General features: G+C 35.6%; 20 protein-coding genes and 1 tRNA gene. 10 read left to right on the top strand and 11 right to left on the bottom strand.

The annotated features are described in order from the left end of the window. Positions 1-208: 208 nt before the first annotated feature. Complete coding sequence (gene trmB, locus KO502_RS02950; protein ID WP_216021064.1) at positions 209-934, top strand: tRNA (guanosine(46)-N7)-methyltransferase TrmB; 726 nt, start codon at positions 209-211, stop codon at positions 932-934. 104 nt (positions 935-1,038) lie between these two features. On the opposite strand, the gene KO502_RS02945 is transcribed toward trmB, so the two are convergent. After that, positions 1,039-1,416: a hypothetical protein gene (locus KO502_RS02945; protein ID WP_216021063.1), complete on the bottom strand. Its 378-nt coding sequence runs from the start codon at positions 1,414-1,416 to the stop codon at positions 1,039-1,041. A gap of 398 nt (positions 1,417-1,814) precedes the next feature. Between KO502_RS02945 and KO502_RS02940 the strand changes: the two genes are divergently transcribed. From KO502_RS02940 to KO502_RS02920, 5 genes are all read left to right on the top strand, one after another. Next, on the top strand, positions 1,815-3,344 hold the full coding sequence (locus KO502_RS02940) for a SulP family inorganic anion transporter (RefSeq protein WP_216021062.1): 1,530 nt from the start codon (positions 1,815-1,817) through the stop codon (positions 3,342-3,344). A 128-nt stretch (positions 3,345-3,472) separates the two neighbouring features. Then, positions 3,473-3,805 carry a DUF1289 domain-containing protein gene (locus KO502_RS02935; RefSeq protein WP_216021061.1) on the top strand — a complete coding sequence of 111 codons (333 nt, stop codon included), beginning with the start codon at positions 3,473-3,475 and terminating at the stop codon, positions 3,803-3,805. 325 nt (positions 3,806-4,130) lie between these two features. Continuing rightward, complete coding sequence (locus KO502_RS02930) at positions 4,131-5,201, top strand: DUF1214 domain-containing protein (protein WP_216021060.1); 1,071 nt, start codon at positions 4,131-4,133, stop codon at positions 5,199-5,201. 120 nt (positions 5,202-5,321) lie between these two features. Further along, positions 5,322-6,107 carry a hypothetical protein gene (locus KO502_RS02925; protein ID WP_252730471.1) on the top strand — a complete coding sequence of 262 codons (786 nt, stop codon included), beginning with the start codon at positions 5,322-5,324 and terminating at the stop codon, positions 6,105-6,107. A gap of 277 nt (positions 6,108-6,384) precedes the next feature. Beyond that, a tRNA-Phe gene (locus tag KO502_RS02920) sits at positions 6,385-6,460 on the top strand. 152 nt (positions 6,461-6,612) lie between these two features. Here the strand turns inward: KO502_RS02920 and mutS are convergent. Then, positions 6,613-9,240: a DNA mismatch repair protein MutS gene (gene mutS / locus KO502_RS02915; protein WP_216021059.1), complete on the bottom strand. Its 2,628-nt coding sequence runs from the start codon at positions 9,238-9,240 to the stop codon at positions 6,613-6,615. Between the two features lie 378 nt (positions 9,241-9,618). Here mutS and KO502_RS02910 point away from each other — a divergent pair, with 378 nt between their 5' ends. The 3 genes from KO502_RS02910 (at position 9,619) to KO502_RS02900 (ending at position 11,739) form a co-directional block, all read left to right on the top strand. Next, positions 9,619-9,795, top strand: a complete 177-nt coding sequence (locus KO502_RS02910; protein WP_101343568.1) for a DUF1328 family protein — start codon at positions 9,619-9,621, stop codon at positions 9,793-9,795. A 9-nt stretch (positions 9,796-9,804) separates the two neighbouring features. Beyond that, positions 9,805-10,173: a hypothetical protein gene (locus tag KO502_RS02905; RefSeq protein ID WP_216021058.1), complete on the top strand. Its 369-nt coding sequence runs from the start codon at positions 9,805-9,807 to the stop codon at positions 10,171-10,173. Between the two features lie 252 nt (positions 10,174-10,425). Continuing rightward, the gene (locus KO502_RS02900) at positions 10,426-11,739 is read left to right on the top strand and encodes a DUF2254 domain-containing protein (RefSeq protein ID WP_216021057.1); all 1,314 of its coding nucleotides are present in this window, start codon (positions 10,426-10,428) and stop codon (positions 11,737-11,739) included. Positions 11,740-11,850: 111 nt separating this feature from the next. Here the strand turns inward: KO502_RS02900 and KO502_RS02895 are convergent, their stop codons facing one another. From KO502_RS02895 to KO502_RS02855, 9 genes are all read right to left on the bottom strand, one after another. Beyond that, entirely contained in the window at positions 11,851-12,774 is a 924-nt protein-coding gene (locus tag KO502_RS02895; RefSeq protein ID WP_216021056.1) for a mechanosensitive ion channel family protein, read from the bottom strand. Positions 12,775-12,884: 110 nt separating this feature from the next. Continuing rightward, positions 12,885-14,501, bottom strand: a complete 1,617-nt coding sequence (locus tag KO502_RS02890; protein ID WP_216021055.1) for a diacylglycerol kinase family protein — start codon at positions 14,499-14,501, stop codon at positions 12,885-12,887. Positions 14,502-14,545: 44 nt separating this feature from the next. Further along, positions 14,546-15,544, bottom strand: a complete 999-nt coding sequence (locus tag KO502_RS02885; protein WP_216021054.1) for a phospholipase A — start codon at positions 15,542-15,544, stop codon at positions 14,546-14,548. A 78-nt stretch (positions 15,545-15,622) separates the two neighbouring features. Continuing rightward, a complete protein-coding gene (locus KO502_RS02880; protein ID WP_216021053.1) occupies positions 15,623-16,051 on the bottom strand; it encodes a hemerythrin domain-containing protein in 429 nt (142 codons plus the stop codon). A gap of 368 nt (positions 16,052-16,419) precedes the next feature. Further along, entirely contained in the window at positions 16,420-18,462 is a 2,043-nt protein-coding gene (locus tag KO502_RS02875; RefSeq protein WP_216021125.1) for a hybrid sensor histidine kinase/response regulator, read from the bottom strand. Positions 18,463-18,579: 117 nt separating this feature from the next. After that, on the bottom strand, positions 18,580-19,032 hold the full coding sequence (locus KO502_RS02870; RefSeq protein ID WP_216021052.1) for a response regulator: 453 nt from the start codon (positions 19,030-19,032) through the stop codon (positions 18,580-18,582). Continuing rightward, entirely contained in the window at positions 19,013-20,500 is a 1,488-nt protein-coding gene (locus KO502_RS02865; protein WP_216021051.1) for a sensor histidine kinase, read from the bottom strand. The genes KO502_RS02870 and KO502_RS02865 overlap by 20 nt, the downstream gene beginning before the upstream one ends. Positions 20,501-20,535: 35 nt before the next feature. Further along, positions 20,536-20,745, bottom strand: a complete 210-nt coding sequence (locus tag KO502_RS02860; protein ID WP_216021050.1) for a histidine kinase — start codon at positions 20,743-20,745, stop codon at positions 20,536-20,538. A gap of 18 nt (positions 20,746-20,763) precedes the next feature. Further along, on the bottom strand, positions 20,764-22,092 hold the full coding sequence (locus tag KO502_RS02855; RefSeq protein WP_216021049.1) for a sigma-54 dependent transcriptional regulator: 1,329 nt from the start codon (positions 22,090-22,092) through the stop codon (positions 20,764-20,766). A gap of 818 nt (positions 22,093-22,910) precedes the next feature. Here KO502_RS02855 and recA point away from each other — a divergent pair. Beyond that, complete coding sequence (recA, locus tag KO502_RS02850; RefSeq protein ID WP_216021048.1) at positions 22,911-23,972, top strand: recombinase RecA; 1,062 nt, start codon at positions 22,911-22,913, stop codon at positions 23,970-23,972. The last annotated feature ends 235 nt before the right edge of the window (positions 23,973-24,207 follow it).

Below are 24,207 nucleotides of genomic sequence, written 5' to 3'. Positions count from 1 at the left end.
TTGTAAAACTGCTTATAAATTCACTCAAAAGCTGAGTTTTTTATGAAGGTTTTTACTGCGTTAAGTAAACTTCGAAATATGAGTAACTATTTTGTCGTTTATCTTCATGTAAAACGGCTGAGACACTGACTTAAAAGCTAAGCATATCTTTAGCAAGAAATACTTATATCCCTTAAATATTTAGAACGAAATATTAATAGAAATTATAATGACTGAAAAAATACATAAAACCATTGAACAAGCCGAACAAGAAGGTAAGTACATTCGTAAAGTACGTAGCTTTGTAAAACGCGAAGGTCGCTTAACCAAAAATCAAGAGCGTGCTATTGATAACCACTGGGTTGATATGGGCTTAAACCACAGCGATGGTCTGCTTGATTTACCAAGCTTATTTGCTAATAACAACCCTGTTGTTTTAGAAATTGGTTTTGGTATGGGTAAATCATTAGTTGAAATGGCTAAAGCGGCACCAGAGTTAAACTTTATTGGCGTTGAAGTGCACAAACCAGGAGTTGGCGCTTGTATTGCTTCAGCTGTTGAAGAAGGCGTTACAAACTTAAAGGTTTATGAGCATGATGCCATTGAGGTATTAGCTGATTGTATTCCTGAGAGCGTGTTAACTACCGTTCAGTTATTCTTCCCTGATCCTTGGCATAAAAAGAAACATCATAAGCGTCGTATTGTATCGGCGGATTTTGTAGAAACTATTCGACAAAAGCTTAAAGTTGGTGGTGTTTTTCACATGGCGACAGATTGGGAAAACTACGCTGAGTGTATGTTAGAAGATATGCAAAACTCACCTGGATATTCTAACTTGTCAGAAACTAACGACTATGTACCTCGTCCTGAATCTCGTCCGTTAACTAAGTTTGAAAATAGAGGTCAAAATCTAGGACATGGTGTTTGGGATTTACAGTTTTCTAAAAAAGCTTAACTATAAGTACTTAACTACCTGTATTAGTTAGAACTTTAAATCGTTAAATAAAAAAGGAGCTTCAAGCTCCTTTTTTATTATTTATTATTTATTGGGAAGTTGTTTTAACTCTCATCTTCTTGCATTCGCGGTTGCGGTAAATACTGACGTTCTACAAAAAACAAGTGTTGAGTATTGCGTAAATTCCCGCTATCAATTAACCACTGTTGATCAATAATTTCACGTACTAGTGCGGCATGTAATATACGGCTTTTGTATTGTGTCCAATAAAGTATTGTAGCTTCTTCGTGACTTTCGTTATTTGGAAGTTCCTCACTACGAGTAGCTATCAACTCTTCTTTAATATTGGCAATAACTTTGTCTTTTAAGTCTGCTTCTATTAGCTGTTTAAAACGAGTGAAGCGTTTGGCTTTAACAAGTTGCCATAACAACCATATCATTGACATAACAGCCAAGGTTGCCAATGTGACGATAATTTCCATGTACTTTCCTGAGTAGAGCAATTAAATAATCGCCGCTATGATAACACCATAACTTAAATATTCATCACTGAAGAATATAAAAACAATGATAAAAAACTATGGGTTTCTCCATTTTATATAGCCACTTTTACAAGTATTAAATAAAGTCATCGTTTAGCCTTGAATTAGGTTATACATGAATTATTTATTTGCTGTAAAAGTAAGCAAATATTGACTTGTTACCTATATTTATATAGTATTCACGCCCCTAAAAATCACAGAAATGTGTTTGTTTTTATGGCCGTTTAGTATTATTTATAAAGGTAATATTAAGCAAGGATAAAAGCATACTCACCTTCGCCTGTGTAACTGATTAACATAATCTGGTTAGCATTTACACTAAACTCAATGAGATAAAAATGTTTGAATTAAACGCGAGTAAAACATCAAATTTAAAAAATGATGTGTTATCGGGGCTAACCGTTGCGTTAGCACTTGTGCCTGAAGCCGTGGCTTTTGCCTTTGTTGCCGGTGTTGAGCCCTTAGTTGGTTTATATGCTGCTTTTATGGTTGGCTTAATTACCTCTATATTTGGCGGTCGTCCAGGGATGATTTCTGGTGCAACAGGCGCTATGGCGGTTGTTATGGTGAGTTTAGTGGCTATTCATGGGGTTGAATACCTATTTGCGACAGTGGTGCTCACCGGTTTGCTGCAAATAATGGCAGGGGTATTTAAACTGGGTAAGTTTATTCGTTTAGTACCGCACCCAGTAATGCTTGGTTTTGTTAATGGTTTAGCTATTGTTATATTTTTAGCGCAGTTAGGGCAATTTAAAGTAACTAATGCTGCTGGCGAACTTGAATGGATGCAGGGCACACCGTTATATACTATGGCTGGCTTAATTGTGTTAACAATGGCTATTATTCACTTCTTCCCTAAATTAACCAAAGCAGTACCATCTACTTTAGTGGCTATTGTTGGTGTTTCATTATTGGTTGTGGTGCTTGGTTTAGATACTAAATCAGTAGGTGATGTAGCTTCAATTGCCGGTGGTTTACCTACTTTTGCTATTCCAGAAGTACCATTTTCATTAGAAACGTTAAAAATCATTTTCCCGTTTGCTTTAGTTTTAGCGGGTATTGGTCTTATTGAGTCGTTACTAACATTAACGTTAATTGATGAACTTACTGGCACACGCGGTAAAAGTAATAAAGAATGTATTGCACAGGGGGCAGCAAATACCGCAACAGGTTTTTTTGGTGGAATGGGCGGTTGTGCGATGATCGGTCAATCTATTATTAACGTAAACTCGGGCGGCCGTGGTCGTGCATCGGGAATTACAGCAGCTTTAGCACTACTTGGTTTTATCTTATTTGCTTCAGGTTTAATTGAGCAAATACCAATTGCTGCGTTAGTTGGTGTTATGTTTATTGTCGTTATTGGTACGTTTGAATGGTCAAGCTTACGTATTTTAGGCAAGGTGCCTAAAGCTGATGCGTTTGTAATTGTACTTGTTTCCGGCGTTACTGTTTATTCTGATTTAGCGGTTGCTGTTGTGGTTGGTGTTATTGTTTCGGCATTAGTATTTGCTTGGGAGCATGCTAAGCATATTGCCGTAAGTCGTAGCATTGATGAAAATGGTTCAACGGTATACGAAGTTAACGGTCCAATATTCTTTGGCTCTATTGCTAATTTCCTTGAGCAATTTACCCCAGATAAAGATAGTGATGATGTAATTGTCGAGTTTAAAAATTCACGCGTTGTTGATCACTCTGCAATTGAAGCTATTGATACTTTGGCTGAGCGTTATTTAACGCGTAACAAAACTATGCACTTAAAACATTTAAATCAAGAATGTAAAGATTTGTTAGATAAAGCAGGTAAGCTTGTTGAGCTTAATGTTATTGAAGATCCTGATTATCATATTGTTACAGATAAGCTAGCGTAAAATTATTTAATTTAACCTAGTTAATGCGTTGATAAGTTATACTTAATTTATCAGCGCATTTTTTTTGAACTGATTTAACTCATTATCAGTCATTTTTATTTTAATTTTTAAAGAGGGGGAGGAAATAAATGCAATTAGATTTTTTTGATATTCCTAGCCCTTGTATCAGTGTTTGCCAGTCAGATGAGAAAGGTAATTGCTTAGGCTGTTTACGCTCTCGAGAAGAGCGACAAACCTGGAAAGATTTAAATAATGATGATAAGCAAAAAGTTATCAAACGCTGTATTCAACGTAAAAAACGTAAAGATAATAAAAAAAATGCTAAGCAGGCTGATGTTATTATACAAGAGCCTCTTAATACACAGGTACAACCCTCGTTACTTGACTCATCAAGTAACGCTAAACCTTTAGCAACAATTGAAACAGATACCGCAATTGATTTTGGTGATTTTGAACTGTAATTCAATGCGTGTAAGCCATTCTGTATACATTACCGATTACCTTTATAAGTTATGTTCTGTGAATTCAAAACTTCTAGAACAATGCACATAGTGATATTTACTTAGGTCTAACCTATTTCATTTAATTATTTTTAAGGTGTGTGAAGACAATGCTATTAAACTTTACTAGCCATCTAAATTACTATCCAAACTAAAAATAAATGAGATTGACTTTGCTTGCTATCACACATCAAACCATTAATACTAGATCCGCAAAATATAAAAGTTCAGTGTTAAGAAAGGATTACTATCTTAAAAATCAATATTACGAGAAGGAATTAAGAAGATGAAAAAACGAAATTTTTTATTTGCAGCGCCACTTGCTTTAACATTAGCTTTTCATGCTAATGCAGACATAGCGCCTGGCTTTAAAGTTAGTTCTCCTGCTGACTTTGGTGTTTCCGATTACGTTTACAAAGTTTCAGAAAGTGATTTTAACTTTAAACGCAGCCTTGCCAAAGCTCCTGTTAACAAATGGGCTTATCAGAGCGATTTAAGTCGTGTGGAAACACAACAAGTTATTCGTGAAAATCAAGATGGTATTTATGCTAGTGCGGTAGTTGATATCAGTGAAGGTGCTACTTTTACTGTTCCTAAGGGCAATCATTATCAAATTATCCAAGTAATTGATATGCAAAACTATGTTGCTGGGGTCGCTTATGCGGGTGATAGCATTACCATTACTACTGATGACGTAACTTATGGTAATCATGTCTATTTGAATATGCGTGTGCCTATCTTAACAGAAGAAAAAGGTGGAATTAAAGAAACTTTACGTCTACAGAAACTCGCAACCATTGATGCTAAATCGGCAAAAGCTTACGTAACGCCTGATATTGTGCTCGATATGAAAAAAATGGAAGAGATCCGTGCTGCATTAGTAAATGATGTTAAAAGTGGTGCGTTAACACACACTAAAAATGTTAACGGTACGCCTTATTCTTCACGTCCTCAAGATCAATTATATGGTACGTCATATGGTTGGGGCGGGCTTGGTCTACCTGATGCAGCTTACTGGCCATTTTTGAATAACAGTAAAATTGTAAATGGTAAAATACAACCATCTAGCACAACTTTCACACCACCTGTTATTCAAGAAGATCGCGGTGGGTTCTGGTCTGTAACTATTTATAATGAAGAGGGTTGGTTGGCTAAAAACATCTCTGCTATATCAAATACACAAGCTGAGCCAAATAAAGATGGTACTTATACTATTAATTTTAACTCACCAGGTATGAAAAATAATTTACAAACCTCTACGCCTTTTACGGCATTATTTAGGTTTTACCTACCAGAATCAAAAGAATCGGCAATTAATTACATTGATAAAAGATCGAGTGAATTAGTTATTAAGTAATTCGCTCGGGTATACAAGAGAGACGCTAAATCAACATTAAACATAGCGTTATTTTATTTATCGTCCTAAGTTGGTTAAGGCTTGCTTGGGGTGTTCAACTTTCATTAAGTAATAATAATTATGATTAAATATATTTCACTTTTTTCTTTAGCTCTTTTTTCTACTGCTGGCATAGCAGAGGAAAAAGAAGTACAGGACATGTCAGATCCCTTAGCTGTATTTACACAAGTAGGTGTTGGTGTAACTGATAAAGGACTCAATTTTAAAATTGGTCAAGCATACGATACCGGTGATGATACTACTGCAGGTATGAATCTTATTGAAGTTAAAGGCATTTATGGTGATGTGTTAGGTTGGCGCAGCGATGACTTAACAACAGACTCTATTGACTCTTTTCGTTTTCGTAATTTCAGCGTTGATTTAACCACAGGACGTGCAACACAAATTGATGCTAATTATAGTTTAAAAAATTCATTGGTTGCAGATGAAACAATGGATGTCTCTTATAGTTTCATTCAAGGACTCAAACCCATGGGACCAGTAACTCTATATCCTTTAGGTGGTGTGGGGGTTTCAGTGGGTGAAAATGCAATTGAAGATGATGGCACGAGAGATAGTGGCTTTTCTACTATGGGAGTTTATGCACTTGTTGGTTTGTATTCAAAAATCACCATAACTGACAAAATATGGTTAAATTACAACCCTTTTTGGCTTACAACTTTAGCGGGTAGTCAAAACTACAAAGATAATTATTATGGGGAAAATCAAAGTCATATACTTACTCATGAGTTTGCTGCAAGTTATCAAATTAGTCCTCGTATGAATTTACGATATTTTGCTAATTGGAATCAGAATCTTGACTTTATGGATGGCGATCATCGAATTGAGTTCAATTACCAGTTATAACTATTTAGTTATTGTTCTCTTGAAAGAGTTCAGGCTTAACTAGTTCAATCTAGTTAAGCTTTACAGGACTAACTTCCCCTGTAATTGAGTGTTTGAATGGTAACCGGTATATGTTTAGACACAGTATTGATTGTTAATTAGACCATTTATTCTTAATTTACTTTTAACTCGGTAATTAGGACTATAAATACGATAAAGGGGTTGCCTCTCTTTATGTTTAGCTATATTATACGCCCTCTTTAGGGAATTCAGCTTTGTTGGGTAACTTATAGAAAATGCCCCGATAGCTCAGTTGGTAGAGCAGAGGATTGAAAATCCTCGTGTCCCTGGTTCAAATCCGGGTCGGGGCACCATATAAAAGACGAAAGCCTCAGCACTAAACATGCTGAGGCTTTTTTCGTTTTATCGATTTGGTTTTAGTAAGTAGTTATTAGTTATTAGGTATTAGGAAAGTACTAGACTCTAAAAACCTAGCACCTAGCACCTAGCACCTAGCACCTAAAATCTAAACATTATTAAGTTGCTCTTTTAAAGAATACATTAACTCTAGCGCTTCTCTTGGGCTTAAATCATTAACATCAATATCTTTAAGCGTAGTTAGCGCAGGGTGCTCATCTGTTGGTATATTTGGCTCTGAAAAAATATCCGCTTGTAATGGCGTAGAAGTTAGTATTGTTGGCGCTTGTTGCTGCTCTAATTCACTTAATCTTTGTTTAGCGCGTTTAATAACTGTTTTTGGAACACCTGCTAATTGTGCCACTTGTAAACCAAAACTCTTGCTGGCTGCACCTTCTTGTACGGCGTGCATAAAGACAATATTGTCGTCATGCTCTACTGCATCTAAATGTACATTGGCTAAGCTTTCTATTTGCTCTACAAGTAAAGTCATTTCAAAATAATGAGTGGCAAATAAGGTAAAGGCTTTAGTTTTAAGAGCAAGCATTTCAGCACACGCCCAAGCCAGTGATAAACCATCATAAGTACTGGTACCACGGCCAATTTCATCAAGCAACACTAAGCTTTTATCGGTTGCATTATGTAATATATTTGCCGTTTCTGTCATTTCTACCATAAAGGTTGAACGACCACTGGCTAAATCATCAGAGGCGCCAATACGAGTAAATATTCTATCGACTAAACCTATAGTCGCGCTGCTTGCAGGTACATAGCAACCAATGTGCGCCAGTAATACTATTAAGGCCGTTTGACGCATATAAGTTGATTTACCGCCCATGTTTGGACCGGTAATAATCAACATTTTACGCTGTTCAGTTAACAGTACCGGGTTAGCTATAAAAGCATCGGTTGTCATTTGCTCTACAACTACATGGCGACCTGCCTCAATGTTAATACCAGGCTCTTTTACTAACGTTGGTTTTACGTAATTTAAGGTTAAAGCACGCTCTGCAAAAGTGGTTAACACATCAAGCTCAGCAATGGCTTGGCTTAAGGTTTGCAGCTGAGCTAAATCAGGTAATACTTTATTGAATAATTCTTGGTATAAGTTTTTTTCTAACGCTAAAAATTTACTTTGTGCGCTTAGTACTTTTTCTTCATGTTGCTTTAATTCTTCGGTAATAAAGCGCTCATTATTTTTTAAGGTTTGACGACGAATATAATCGTCAGGCACATCAACCGCTGCGGTTCTACTCATTTCAATAAAAAAGCCGTGTACCTTGTTGTAACCGACTTTTAATGAATGAATGCCAGTACGTTCTTTTTCACGCTGTTCAAGCTGTGCTAAAAACTCCGTTGCACCTTCACTTAAATCACGCAATACATCTAATTCTTGATGATAGCCAGGCGCGATAACGCCGCCATCACGAATTAATACAGGCGGGTTTTCAACAATTGCTTGTTCAAGTAGTTGTTGTAACTCGGGCATTGGTAAACTTTGCTTTGCAAGTGTCGATAAGTAACTCGAAGAAGAGTTTAAGTCACTATCTAGCTCAGTTTTTAATTCATTTTGAAGAGATGGTAATTGTTGTAGTGCAAAACGTAAACGAGCAAAATCACGTGGCCTTGCTGAGCCTAAAGCTATACGGGAGATAATACGCTCAATATCACCTAAGCCCTTTAATAATGGTTGAATAGGTGTGATTAAGTCTGATTCTATAATATCGGCCACAGTATTTTGGCGATTATTCAGTACAGTTAAGTCACGTAATGGAAAATGCAACCAACGCTTTAATAAACGCGATCCCATAGGCGTCGAAGATTTATCTAAAATAGCAGCTAAGGTATTATCAAAACCGCCTTGCAAGTTTTGTGTTAACTCTAAATTACGACGGGTTGCTGCATCAAGCACCACACCAGTGTTGGCTGACTCACAGATAATAGAACGAATATGTGGCAGGGCAGTGCGCTGCGTGTCTTTCACATATTGAAATAAACACCCTGCGGCAGCTAAACCTAATGGTTTATCGTCAACACCAAAGCCTGTTAATTCCTTTGTGGCAAATTGGCTATTGAGTAATTTAATGGCGGTATCAAGATCAAATTCCCATTCTGGGCGACGGCGTAAACCTTTTCTGTTTTCGATTAAGCTAAAGTCTTGCATCGACTCGCTATAAAGTAACTCAGCTGGCGCTAAACGTTGTAACTCGGCTTGTAATTGCTCATTAGTTTGCGGCTCAGTTAATACAAAACGACCACTGGCCATGTCTAAATAAGCTAAGCCGAAAGCAGGATCAGAGCTTTTTGCCTTTGTTGGTTTAGTTGCTTGATTATCCACAATAGCCACAATTAAATTGTCTTGTCGGTCAGTTAATAATGCTTCATCACTGACTGTACCAGGGGTAATAACGCGAACTACTTTACGCTCAACAGGGCCTTTACTGGTTGCAGGGTCACCAATTTGCTCACAAATAGCAACTGATTCACCAAGGCTGACCAATTTAGCTAAATAGTTTTCAACCGCGTGATAAGGCACACCTGCCATTGGAATGGCATTGCCGCCAGTTTTACCACGCGCGGTTAATGAAATATCTAATAAATCTGCCGCTTTTTTTGCATCATCAAAGAATAATTCGTAAAAATCACCCATGCGATAAAAGATTAAAATATGAGGAAATTCAGCCTTAATAGTTAAGTACTGACGCATCATTGGCGTATGTGAAGATAAGTCGGTCATGTTTAGGATACTTTTTTATTTTACGAGTGATAAACACTTTAATTAACTTTGTGTAAAAGATAGGTTTCAGAGACGTATGATTCGAATATATGAGAAACAATAGTTAAATTATTAGCGCTTAATTTATAGGTGTAATCATACTGATATTAAAATACTTGCGCCATAGCTGTTACTAGAATTAACAAATTAATTAATATGGAAACTTATACACGCTTGGTATGTAAATATTTCACTTAATTATACAGAGTAAAATTAACCACCTAATGACGGATTAAATAAGTCATTTAATATCAATAGCTTATTTTTTATTTGTAGGCTGGCATGAAGACTGCTTTATATTCTGTGTAGTTTGATAATTAATAAATATGGAGGGAGTATATGTTATCTTGGGCGTTAACCTTTTTAGTTATTGCGATTATCGCCGCAATATTTGGTTTTGGCGGCATTGCTGGTGCAGCTGCTGGTATCGCTAAAATTATCTTTTTCATCTTCGTTGTGTTGTTGGTTATTTCGTTAATTGCCAATGCCGTGCGTGGTAAATCACCCAAAATTTAGGAGAAACACATGACTATTACAAAAAATATTTCAATTGCCGCTTTAACACTTATTGCTACTTTAGGGTTAAGTGCTTGTAGTGATGCAGAGCAAGAAAAAGCAGAGCAAAAAATTGATAAAGCAATAGAAAGCACAGGTAATGCTTTTGACTCAGCTAGTGGTAAAGTTAAAGATACTCTAGATGATGCAGGCGACAGCGTAGGTGATGCTATGGATGATGCCGGTGATAAAATGAGTGATATGACCGACGATGCAGGCGATGCTATGGATGATGCCGCTGATAAAATGGGTGATATGACTGATGATGCAGGTAATGCTATTGAAGATGCTTGTGAAGAAGTAAAAGAAGGCGTTAATGCCGAAGATCAAGACTGTTAATTCGCTATTGATCTTTATAGTCTAAAAGGCCGCAAGGCCTTTTTTTATGTCTTTTTTATAATATATGGCTAGTATAATAAGGCTAATCTTAAGACCTATACCGGTAAACTTATACACTGTTGTACTGTTCATAATAGGTATAATTTATAAAACTGATGCCAGTAAATTAATTGTTAAGCTTAATAGCGAAACTTAATAGCCAAGTAGCGGCATCGCAAGAAAATAACTATGCCACTTCAGTGAGTAATCAAAATGAATAATAAATTAGCTCCCCTTATTGAAAAAATGCAGTCTAGCTTTTGGTTTGTGCCTAGCTTTATGATTGTATTATCTTTTTTTATTGCTGTGCTCACTATTTATATTGATAGTAATAGCGAGTTAATTCTCAACAGTTCATTAGGCTTTATTTATGCTATGGATGTTGAGGCAATTCGTTCTTTATTAGGCACTATTGCGGGATCGATGATCACAGTTACCAGTATTGCGTTTTCAATAACTGTTGTTATTTTAACATTAGCGTCATCACAATTTGGTCCCGGTTTAATGCGTAACTTTATGATGGATAAAGGTACGCAGTTTGTCTTGGGCACATTTATTTCGACTTTTTTGTTTTGCATTATTATATTCTTTGCGATGAGCTTTGAAGGAGAGTTGGCTTTTGAACCAGGTATATCGGTATTAATAGCTATAGTGATGACTTGTAGTAGTGTTTGTATCTTAATTTTTTTCATTCATCATATTGCAAAATCTATTCAGGCTGAGGTTGTTATAGATAATGTGTACTGTGAGCTACATAATAATATAGAAAAAATATTTCCGACGGTGTTAGAGGAGAAATCTGTACAGCCAGATCTGTTACTTGATAATGAAAAAAATGATGGTTTTATAAGTGAAGTTTACGCTCCTGTTAGCGGATATTTACAAGTTGTAGATAAAGAAAGCTTAATTAAACTGGCTATAAAAGAAGACTGTGAAGTTAAGTTAAACTTTTCCGCGGGTAACTTTATTGTGGCAAAAACAGTGATGGCTACTATACATTCGTCACATCAATTAACCGATGAAACCATCAAAGATGAGGTCATTAAAAACATGCTTTTAGGAGCCTGTAGAACACCAGTACAAGATCCTGAATTTGCTGTGCGCCAACTCGTTGAAATCGCCTTAAGGGCATTATCCCCAGGAATAAACGATCCTTATACGGCTATCGCTTGTATAGACAAATTATGTGCCGTACTTTGTAATTTAACAGATAAAGTCTTTCCGCAAACTAATGTTTTGTCTGACGGTAAAGTGCGCTTAGTGTGTAAAGAGTTAACTTATACAGATATTGCAACTGCCGCTTTTGATCAAATAAGACAAGATGCTGAAACGAATTTAGCTGTTACTATAAGAATGCTCGATTCTTTATATATTCTGATGCCGCAGTGTTTATCAGAAGAACAAAGAAACTTTGTTTTAGCACAAACCGAGATGATAAAGACTCAACAAGACAAGCAATCAATGAGCGATGATGACAGACACAACCTTTTAACGAGAATAGAGAAAATTACAGACTATAAGCAGTAAGCTAACTTACTTCTTATAGTTAGAAAATATAGTGGGGAGTTAGGTAAGGCTTACGTGACGAGATACAGCTTATAATTTATAAGCTGTACCTCAGTAAAATAGATACGACTTCTATTCTTCAGGTGTTACTTTTTGCGCCAACACTGATTCTGAAATCATAGTATCGAGTTTTTCTCCGCCTTTAGCACCAAAATCTAATGTTCTGATAGGGAAAGGAATAAGAATATCTGCTTGTGCTAATGCCGACTTTATTGTGGTTAAGCCTTTATGTCTTGCTTGCATAAAGCCTGTTTCACCGGGGTAATCTATCCAAAACCACACCAATAAATTTACACTACTGTCGCCAAAGCTTTCAGCGAATACCGCAGTTTCTTCTTTATTAATCACAAAGTCACATTGGTTTAATTGTTCAACAATTACCTCAGCGGCAACTTCTGGATCATCAGCATAAGAAATTCCCACAGGGATCTCTATGCGTCTAACGCCTTGAATTGAATAATTAGTTAGAATATTCCTAAACAATATTTTATTTGGAATTATTTCCATTTGACCAAAAAAAGTTTCAACAAGGGTATTACGTAAATTAATTGTTTTTACGGTACCAAAAACTTTATCGGCTTTAATAATATCACCAATTTGAAAAGGTTTTCTTACACCCATTGCAATACCCGCGATGAGGTTCTCGGTCATGTCTTGAAAAGCAAAACCTATTGCTAGGCCAATAATACCAGCACCGGCTAATAGTGAGGTTACCGTACCTTTTAAGCCGATAAAGTCTAGGGCGATGAAAACCCCTGCAACTAATACACAGACTTTAATAATTGAAGATAATAAGTCTGCTATTTGTTTAGAGTCTAAGGCTTTACGTAATATGTTTCTGGTTATATTGCCGACAATTTTAGCGATGATAGAAAATAAAATAGCAATAAATATGGCGACGATAATATTAGGAACATGTTTTATTCCTGCTTCTAACCAAATTTGAAGTTTTTCATCGATTAAATGCCAGAACTTTTCAAGTTCGATTAAGTCCATGTGTTCCTCTTTTATAATTAAGTGTAATGATATAAATAATCTTGTAGTTAACAGTAATTCTGTACTGCTCACTCAGTACTGATAATCGAATATTATTGATGATTAAATGTTTATTCATTTGCCAGAATATTTAATGATCTTGGCATCATTTCAATATGTAAATTGTTAGCAGAAAATACTTCGCCATCGATAACATATTTCAATTCGCTCGCAGCGCTAACTTCTATATTTTTAGCTGTTGTATGTTCGCTTTGTATTGGTGTTGCTTGTTCAGATAAACCACATAAAGCTAACTCTACTAAACCAACAATATTGGTTGTCATATTTTGTTGTGGTGGTAACCAAGTTAAATTAAGTAAGCCATCTTTAATATCCGGCTGTCCACCGCCTTGCGCTAATATAGTTGTAAAGGGGGCGGCGTTGGCAATTACTAAGCTTGTTGTTTCAATAGTTTTTGGTGGCTCGTCATCAATTTTTACTTGTAGGGTTAATACTTCATTTTTATCAATAGCTTGCCAAAGTGCTTGTACGTAAGCAAATTGTCCGCCCAGATCTTTTTCTGCCCTATTAGCATTGTTGATCATTTTATTTTCAAAGCCTAAACCCACTAACAAAAGCATTAAATTATCATTACATTTTGCAGTATCTATTTTCGTGTTTTTTTCACTAATAATAATATCGCACGCTGTGCTTACCGGAATGATTTTAGTGCTGAAGCCATACAGTACGTGCGCTAAAGCATTGGCTGTACCCATAGGTAAAATACCCATAGTTATATCAGTATTAACTAACTCGGCCGCTACTTCTGTTAACGTGCCATCTCCGCCACAGGCAATGATGGTTTTTGCGCCTTGACTAAGGGCTTTCTGAGTCAGGTTAACGGCTGTTATCTCTTTTGTTGTTTCTAAAATATTAAGAATAAAATAAGGTGATAAACGCTCTATTACCTCTGCTTTATGCTCTGGCCATTTACCTCCACCAGAAACAGGGTTAGCAATAATCCATAATGGCGGTTTTAGTTTAAATAAGCCTTGTTGGTGATATTTATCGAGTGCCTTTAATTGCACTTTATTTAATCCTGCTGTTGCACGTACTCCCTGAATTTTTTCGAGTACTTGTGATACTGACAGTGAATTATTTTGACTAAGCAGGTAGGCTGCCATCACTAAAACAGAACGCCCTCGACCCAAAGCACAGTGAATTACTACAGCATGTTTACTTGAAATATGATTTTTAATCCAATGAATAGCTTGTATTAATTTTTCAGGATCAGGGCTTTTGTGATCAAGTACCGGTAAGTTTAAATAGTCTAAATCTTCATTTTCTACTGTCCAGTCTAAGCCATCAAATTCAGCGGTAACATCTAATATAGCGGTAATTTTTTGTTCGCATAAAAATGGAATGTCTGAAGGAAATAATCGACACGCTAAAAATAAATTGTCATCAATTTTTTGTACTGCAGGTACTTTGTCATTTTTTCTTGCCCAAGAATTATATAGCTGTACACCTAATAAAAAGGGAATAAATAACCAACGAATATAAAAAGGAATACTGCCGTTATTCTTCTTTCTGAAAATAGAGGGTAGGTTAAATAGGTAGGCTAAACTAACCAATGAAAAAGAGGTACCAATCCACGCCCAAATAACTTTAAAGTAAAAATGTTCACTAAAGCTAAGTGCTAAAAATGCTAATATAGCGCCCAAAATGTAATACTTGACAATAAACATCTAAGTTCTCCTTGTTATTCTTATGTTTTGCGTTATCGGTAATGCTATAAAAATTTTAGCTGAATACCTAAACCAATGCGCTTTTGATGACGGTTATAATCAATAAGTGAGTCGCCATAACCATTAAAATATTGCAATAAAATATCGTACCTTTCATTAATGGGGTAAGATAAATTTAACTCGATACTGCCTTTGTTATCGTTACTTTTTAAATTATTTCTTACTAATGCGGTAATATTGAATGCGCCTAGTTTGGTGCCATAACCTAACTCGCCGTAGCCCATAAAATGGGTAATGTCGGGGTTGTCATCGCCAACTTGATCGAAAGGATCTTCTTTTTCACTTTCTTTAAATCGATACCAAAGTTTAAGATAGTAATAAGAGTCGTCATCACTAAACATGGCCGAGGCGTAAAGCCTATTCCAACTGCGAGAGCGTAAACCACTTTGTCCATTTGATTGATGATTTAAACCTAAACGCACTTGATTGAACTTAAAACCGGCGAAAGAAAAGTCACTTCTCCATGAGTAAAATAACTCAGGCTCGTAGTTTGTTTCTCTAAAGGGTTTAGATACTTCTTTATTATAAGCTTGCCAAAATGAGACTGCGGTAAAACCTAGGTATAAGCCTGATGTATTTAGCTTGGCTTGGTATATTGGAAACTTTACGCTAATTTGATATTTAGCTTCTACATGATCGACGTTTTGGGTATTTAATCCATCACTATCGAGTGTGTTTGGATCGCTAACATAAGTAAACGGCAGTATATAATTTAACTTATGCTGTGATAATGAAAAGGGGTTGTCGGTTGATTTATCAACCATTTCGTCCCTTTCATCTAGTACTGATTTTTGTATCGGTTGAGCTGTAATGTCAGCTTCTGCTGCGGCGCTAGAGTTCAATGTTGTGCTTTTTTCAGCGCGGCTATCTGCGGCATGAACATTACAGCTAATGAGTATAGTAACTGCAATACTAAGTAATAATTTATTAGTTAATGCTCTATTAAAAAATGTCTTATTAAGTAATGCTTTTCCCTTTAGCATGATGTTTTTCCGTTTATTAAATAAAAATTGCAGTAAATTTGTCATTTTTTTCACTAACGTAACCGTTAGCTCTTTTAATTAGTTACTCATTTCAGCTTGGTATTGATTAGCAAGCTCCGTTTTTTGTGTGCTACTTAAGTGTTTACCTGCTTGTTGGAAGAAAGTTTTTTCTTCTTCTGCTAAATGATGTAGCACTTTATGTTTTAAATCCTTCATGGTTTTTAACCAGGTAGGAGAGCTCATTTCTGTTTGCTCTAATTGCTCGATTAGTTCATCTATTTCATGGTGCTCAGCGATGGCGTGTCGAGCAACTTGCACTGTGTCATCAACCTCCATTAAAGGAGCATAAAAGTAACGCTCTTCTGCGGTTGAGTGTTGGCTAAGTTGAGTTTTAAGATCGTTAAAAAAGTCTTTACGACTTGCTGATTCACCTGTTGTTTCAACTAAGGCTTGCATTAATAGTCGTTGTTTTTCATGATCGCTGCGTAGTGCGGTAAAAATGTCCATGATTGCTCCTTTTTATTTTCATTAAAGTGAAGTTAAAAGTATCAATATTTGCTTGCGTTGAACGCATGTAAAAACAGTTAACACTCAGTATTTAATCGTTATTAAAAACTAAAAACTAAAAACTAAGTTACTAATGATTAACTGCTATAACAGTTAAGTTAAAGCGAGATATATGCCAATAACCAGTAAACATCTAAATAATTGATTTTATGTGGTTTATTTTTATTTTTGTTGTTTTTTTGTTTTAAAGATATTTTTTGAGGAGATTAAAAAGGAAATATTTACACGATATTGCGTAAACTTTTTACAGTGCGGTAACTATGTGATGTTTTATAGATTTGTTATAAGGCTATTTACTATAAACTTATTTATATAAGGGTTTTGAGTATTTGAAGGTTGAGTGGTTTTAATATGGCTTTAGTAATGCCAACTTGTTTAAATATACTTTCAGGAACAACCTCACCACTTACTAGTATGAGCTCAATATTAGGGTAGGTTGCTTTAATTATTTTTGCCAGTTCAAGGCCGTTAGTGATCTGCTCGTTAGTACCAGGTTCTAAGATGCTAGAATTTAAGGTGTTATCGTTTGCGGTATTGGCTAAATGTAAATCGATAAAAACCTTATGCCAACAACTATCCTCATTTAGCAGCGCTAAGCATTGTGTTGCCGAGTTAGCCTTTTTTGCTTCAATACCTAGCGACTCTAGTAACAACAAAGTAACGTCAGCTGCATCTTCATCATCTTCTACAACTAAAATACGTTGTTGGTTATTTACTGTTACTTTGGTATTTGTTTTGCTGTTCTCTTGCGTTGCTTCTGGCGATGAAGGAATGTTTTTTTTCGGTAAAAGTATTGTAGATAAACAAGTAAAAAGAGCATTTTTATCGATAGGTTTAGCAATGATTTTTTCAAAACCTAGCGCCAGTAACTCTTGTTTTACGCCTTTCATTGCTGAAGCGGTTACAGCAATAATGGGATTGTTAAATCCCTGTAGTTGTAAGGTTTTTATGGTACGTTTGCCGTCTAGCTCCGGCATGTGAATGTCCATTAAAATCAGATCAAAGTCTTCATTTTTAGCTTTAGCTAAGTCAACGGCGTCTATTGCTTGCAAGCCACTTGAAGCGTAGGTAACGTTTAGACCAAAAGATTGGCAAAGCCCACCTATTAATAGGCGGATATCATCCATATCATCAACGATTAAAATATTTCCTGATAATTGTGTGTAGATTGACTTTATAGCAGGGGAGTTACTTTGTTTAAAGGTTAACTGGCTACGGTGTTGATGTGAAATATCACCGGGGTTAATCGTAAAAATAAAATCACTACCTTTGTTTAACTCAGAAGTAACATTGATAACCCCATCCATTTGTTTTACTAATTCTGAACAGATTGACAACCCTAAACCAGCCCCTTGCTCTTTGCGAGATAAAATATCTTCAACCTGTTCAAATGGTTTGAAAATAGTTTCTAACAGCGCTTTAGGGATACCATCGCCAGTATCTGACACTTTAAAGTGTAGCTGCTCTTTATCATCAATAGTTTCAGTCCAAAGTGTTAACGATACTCGACCTTTTGCAGTAAATTTTATCGCATTATGTAATAGGTTGATGATGACTTGGCGCAAACGTACAGGATCTGCATATATTTTTTCTGGCAAGAGGGTGTTGTTGTTTACGATAAGATCTAGTGATTTATCACTTGCATGTACCTTCATTAAAGAAAAAATATCGGTAATAAACTTATCTAAGTATATTTCACTAGGATTATATTCTAGCTTACCTACGGCAATTTTAGAGAGGTCGAGTACGTTATTAAGTAGGCCTAATAAATGTTGACCATTATTTAAAATAATATTTAACTCAGACTTTGCATTCGGCGCTTTATCACTGTTGAGTAAAATTTCGGTATAGCCAAGTATTGAGGTTAAAGGTGTGCGCAGCTCATGGCTTAGGTGAGCAAGAAATCTATCTTTAGATTGGTTTCTTGCTTCAGCGTTAAGTCGCTCAACTCTTTCGTTTTCTATTTCTTTTCGGGCTAATGCATACCTAATGGCACGGGTAAAGCGCGGAGTAGTAATTTCACTTTTAGCGAGGTAATCAGCAGCACCTGCGGCAAGTGCTGCACTGTCTATAGTATCGTCAGATTGCCCGGTTAACATAATTATAGGTGTTGAGCAGCCAGCCTTGAAGGCTTTTTCTAATACGGTTAAGCCGTTGTAGGCTCCAAGCTGATAATCAAGCAAGCAGATATCATGTTTATTTAAACTGAGTTGCTCAAGAGCTTTTTTAGGGCTTGTTACCCAATCAATTTCAAATTGATAAGAACTTAACTGGCTAAGGTAGTCACTGGTAAGAATGTAATCATCTTCATCATCTTCAACAAGGAGTACTCGTGCAATTTTTTCCACTATATTTTTCATTGTAATGGCCAGTTAAACCTTGTTTTTATTATGATCATTTTATTGAAATGCAAAGTGTTAATAAAATGTTGGTAATGCTTTGAACTTAGTTGATGAAGCAAATATTCATTATTCATTAGGGAGTTCGACAAACTCAATCCAATATTTTCCTAATACTTTCATTAACTCAACTAAACCTTCAAAATCAACCGGTTTGGTAATAAAAGAAGCAGCACCTAAATTATAACCTTTGATTTTATCTTCTTCTTGTCCTGATGTCGTTAATATTACAACAGGTATATTTTTTAATTCGGGATCAGCTTTAATTTCTTTTAACGCTTCTCTACCGTCTTTTCTTGGCATGTTTAAATCAAGTAAAATTAAGCCGGGTCTAGGTGATTTTTCTTTATCAGAAAATTGACCTTCTCTTCTTAAATATTCAAGTAATTCAACGCCGTCTTTAACGCAGAATAAGGTATTACGTACTCTGCTTTCATCTAAAGCATCTTGAGTGAGTACACGATCATCTTCATCGTCATCAGCCATCAAAATGGTGATAGGTTTACCCTTTGTGCTGTACATTAACGTTCTCTCCGATTAAGTTAATTAAGGTATTATTAACAGGGATTTCTATTCTAAATAAAGCGCCATCACCTTGCTTTGCAGTGGCAGATATATTACCACCATGTCGCTCTACAATTCGTCTACATATCGCTAAACCAATACCCGTGCCCTTATATTCGGTTCTGGCATGAAGTCGCTGAAACGGTAAAAATATTTTATCGGCAAAGGTTTGCTCAAAACCAATGCCGTTATCTTCAACTGTGATTATATGGTACAGATCTTCTGCTATTTTTTCTTGTACATAACGTATATTTATTACAGGTGTTACTTCTACTTTTCTAAATTTTATGGCATTAGAAATTAAGTTTAAAAATAAATGATGCATTTGACTGGGATCGGCATTCATTGTGGGTAACTGATCCATGATAATTTTTGCATTACTTTCATCGATGCTAATTTCAAGATCATCTAAAGTGTTATCAATAACCTCTTGTAGTGACATTTGAATGAAAGGCTTGCCGCGTGTTGATATACGAGAAAATTCAAGTAAATCATTAATGAGATTAGACATTCTTTCTGCAGCGTTGCCCATTCTATTAATATAGTCGGCACCTTTTTCATCAAGTAATGCAGAATAATTAATATTGAGCCTGTCACCAAATGCTCTTATTTTGCGCAAGGGCTCCTGTAAGTCGTGAGAGGCTACAAACGCAAAATCTTCTAACTCTCGGTTGCTTCGTGATAATTCATCAGAGTAGAGCGTAAGCTCTTTAGTACGCATTGCTACTTTTTCGATGAGTACTTCGTTTTGAAACTCTAATTGTAATCTGTGTTTTGTTTCATTATTAGCGTTTAAGCGTGCAAAAAAAGCTAACCCAAGTAACAATAAGGTACTGGTTATTGCTGAGATGGCGAAGGTAACTTTTGCTTCACGTTCTACTTCACTTAATACTAAAAAAAGAGAGTTTCTGTAGGCTATTTCAAGGGTTTTAATTTGGCTTATTTCTGCGCGTAAGGCGGTTGATAGCTCACGACTAGTTGTCGTTAATGTTATTCTTAATGCACGTTCTTCATTATTGGCGTGCGTTAACTCTACTGTTTTTTTTAATTGTGTTATTTTTTTCTCTACTAATAAAATGAAAGTCGCTATTCGTTGACCTTGACCTGGAACTTCAGAACGTAATTTTTTAGTATCTTCAAGTTGGGCTGTTAACCGAGCAAGCGCATCTTCGTATGGTGCTAGGTATTCAGGGATTTTAGTAAGTAAGTATCCTCGTTGACCTGTTTCAGCCATTAATACTAAGTTATGTAAATCATCTAGCTCGACAATAACGTCGCCAGTATTATATAAACTTTCTTGGGTGGAAGATAAATCTTCAATGGTTTTCATTGCGAGAAAACCATTGGTTATGATGGTGACGATGATAATGGAAGAAATTAAAACCCAGTTAAACACCATGTTGTCAAAAAGCTTTTTAATAGACATTATTGCTCACTTTAGACTGAAAAATTAACACGTAATTACTCTTGTACAGAGTTACTGATATCTTGCAGGCTGTTGCTGCAGTCTTGGCATGCTGCAATTATTTTATCGGCCGCGGCTAATACTTTCTCTTTAGGCATATCACTTTCTAACACCATTTTTATGAGCTCCGCTTGCATTGATATTCTATTGAGAGGTCCACGAGTGTTATGGATTAAAGTATTGATGTCGTTTGTTTTAATATCCATTATGATGTCCTTTTTAAATTACACGGTAAAGTCATCGTAAGCGTGTAATCGGTTATATAGCGTTTTTGTACTTATGCCTAGCATTTCAGCTGCTTGAGTTTTATTGCCGTCTACTTTATCGAGGGTGACACGAATAAGCTCTTTTTCAAGGTCTTCGATTGTTTGACCTGGAGCAATAGCTGATGAGTTATTATCGGTAGATGAGAAAGGGGAAATAAAGGTATTTGGTAGCTGTATTTCTTGGCTTTTAGGATCACTCATAATAAATGCACGATGTATTGCGTGTCTGAGCTCTCTCACATTACCAGGCCAATCGTTATTTTTTAATACTGTTAGTTGTTCTTCATTCCAAGTGAATTCTGTATTATTTTCTTGATTCAACTGCTGTAAAAAAACATCAGCCAGTAAAGGTATATCTTCTTTACGTTCATTTAATGAAGGAATATGAATGGGGAAAACGGCTAAACGGTAATAGATATCTTCTCGAATAATGTCTCCTTGTGCTAACTCCGTCATTTTTCTATTCGTTGCTGAAACTACTCGGCAATTAACGGTAATTTCTTGGGTGCCACCTACAGGAATTACTTTTTTATTTTCTAATACGCGTAACAAGTTTGGCTGCATATCCAGCGGCATTTCAGTAATTTCATCAAGGAAAAGCGTGCCGTTACCAGCCCTAACAAATACACCTTCTTTACGCGCAATAGCACCAGTGAAAGAGCCCTTTTCATGACCAAATAATTCACTGCTAATTAGCTCTTTTGATAATGCACCACAGTTAGTGGCAATCATAGGTTTATCATTATGAGTTATGTTATGAATAGCATTAGCAACCACTTCTTTACCAACACCACTTTCTCCCATTAACATAACGTTAGCTGATGTTTTAGCAACACGTTCTATCATGCTATATAACTCTAACATAGGGGGAGATTCGCCAACTAAACAACCAAAATGAAGTGTAGGCTGTTTACGTTTGTTTTTGGTCGTTTTACTTTTTTTTCTACTAAGTGTTGCTTCAATATCTTCACGTTGTAATGGCTTAACAATATAGTCAACTTTAGGGCCACATAAACCGGCAAGCATGCCTTTTACTGAAGGGTGTCCAGTTATTAAGGTAACGTAAGGGGTAAAGTTGTTTTGTTTTAAATAGTCAATTAAATGTAAACCACTACCGTCGGGTAACATAAAATCAAGTAAAACATGATCAAAGCTTTGGCTTTGTAACCACTGTTTTGCTTCTTTAAGGCTTGTGGCGATAGCAACATCGTACCCTAAAAACTCAATTATCTGACTACCAACCTCGGTAAATTCGGTATCGTCATCAACTAAAAGCACTTGTAACATTGTTTTTCCTTTAAATTATTATCTAAGCTGTTCTTGCGTAGTAGACAACGGCTAACTTTACCCATCTGATTTATAACAAATCCGTTAAATTATTGAACATTATATACGGGTTAAAATACTTAACCCTGTGTTGCTTGTAATCACAATAGCGAGCTATTAGTCAATTAAGCTTCTCAGCTTTACTTTTTTTACTTAGTACAGGTAGGCCACAAACTATTAAAGCTGGTATTACTAATGTATGTATTTAATCCGAAAAATAATATATCCATTAACAATACGAGGCAAAGTGTAAGGCATTTATTAATGTGACAATAGAATAAAATATCATGAAAAAACACACTGTTAAAGCCTTATAGCGATATGCTTAAACGATAACTAGTAGCCTAAGCGCATAGTTTTTTGTTAAAAAATAAGCAATATACATTGCGTTTATTCTACTCTTAACTCGATCCTTAATATGAATAAGTCTCGCCTTTTTAAAATAGCAATTTTTTACAGTATTATTGTGCGATAAAAAGTACTGTGTAATACCTCAGTTTATTAACTTTACTTACAAGAAGTAACTTTTTAAAATTAAAATGTAAAAAGTTATAAACTATGTTTTATTTCTTATTTTTCAATTAATTAAAAGTACCAGTTATTTTATTTTTAATATAAAATAAAATAAACGTATAAAAAACTTGATACTGTACGAACTTACAGTATACTTGTTTCATCAAAGCGAAGTTAGCTAACCTTTTTAACTGTAATAAGTTTATTACAGTGATTAGTTAAACAACGTTACCACATAATGAATATAACTGCTCTTGGAGTAACTAATGAAAGACGATAAAGAAAAAGCATTATCAGCAGCCTTAAGTCAAATTGAACGTCAATTCGGTAAAGGTTCAATCATGAAGCTTGGTGATAATACCACTATGGACGTAGAAACTATTTCTACAGGCTCATTAGGGTTAGATATCGCTCTAGGCGCAGGTGGTTTACCACTTGGTCGTGTTGTTGAGATTTATGGTCCAGAATCTAGTGGTAAAACAACACTAACTTTAGAAGTTATTGCAGAAGCACAACGTAACGGTAAAGTTTGTGCTTTTATTGATGCTGAGCATGCACTTGACCCTATTTACGCTAAAAAACTAGGTGTAAATATTAATGATTTATTAATTTCTCAACCTGATACAGGTGAGCAAGCTCTTGAAATTTGTGACATGTTAACACGCTCTGGTGCTATTGACGTTATCGTTGTTGACTCGGTTGCTGCACTTACCCCTAAAGCTGAAATTGAAGGTGATATGGGTGATTCACACATGGGCTTACAAGCACGTATGTTATCGCAAGCAATGCGCAAATTAACAAGTAACTTGAAAAAATCGAACACTATGTTGATTTTCATTAACCAAATCCGTATGAAAATTGGTGTTATGTTCGGCAGCCCAGAAACGACAACAGGTGGTAATGCATTAAAATTCTACGCTTCTGTGCGTTTAGATATTCGTCGCATTGGTGCGGTTAAAAATGGTGATGAGATAGTTGGTAACGAAACTCGCGTAAAAGTCGTTAAAAATAAAATTGCCCCACCATTTAAGCAAGCTGAGTTCCAAATATTATATGGTCAAGGTATCAATAGCTTAGGTGAGTTAATTGAACTAGGCGTTAAGCATGAATTTGTTGAAAAAGCGGGTGCTTGGTATAGCTGTAATGGTGAACGTATTGGTCAAGGTAAAGCTAATGCTGCGAAATATTTAGAAGAACATCCTGATATGGCTAAGGATATAGATTCTAAACTACGTGATATGTTCTTATCAAAAGCGGTAATAATTGAAGAAAACGCTGAAGATAAAGCAAACACTAAAGCTGAAGAAGCGGCTTTATTGGGAGAGTAAGTACTAATATAAATAATATTCTGATACTAGAATATTCAAGTTAACTATATGGTTAAATCAATAATTTAGAGTTTAGAAATACCTATTTATATTTAATTTTACTTGGTTAGTATTTAGGCTAAAACCTCAGAAAAAACGTAACCTTAGACGTAAGGTTACGTTTTTTTATGTTTAAAATATAAAAAATAACTCATTGTATTAATTATACCAAGTCCATTAAATTACTGATCACCTG

The organism is Colwellia sp. E2M01 (genome assembly GCF_018860585.1).
In the GTDB taxonomy this organism is placed as follows: domain Bacteria; phylum Pseudomonadota; class Gammaproteobacteria; order Enterobacterales; family Alteromonadaceae; genus Colwellia.
Note: the sequence above shows the minus strand (reverse complement) of the source record. Positions and strands in the feature narration are given on the sequence as shown.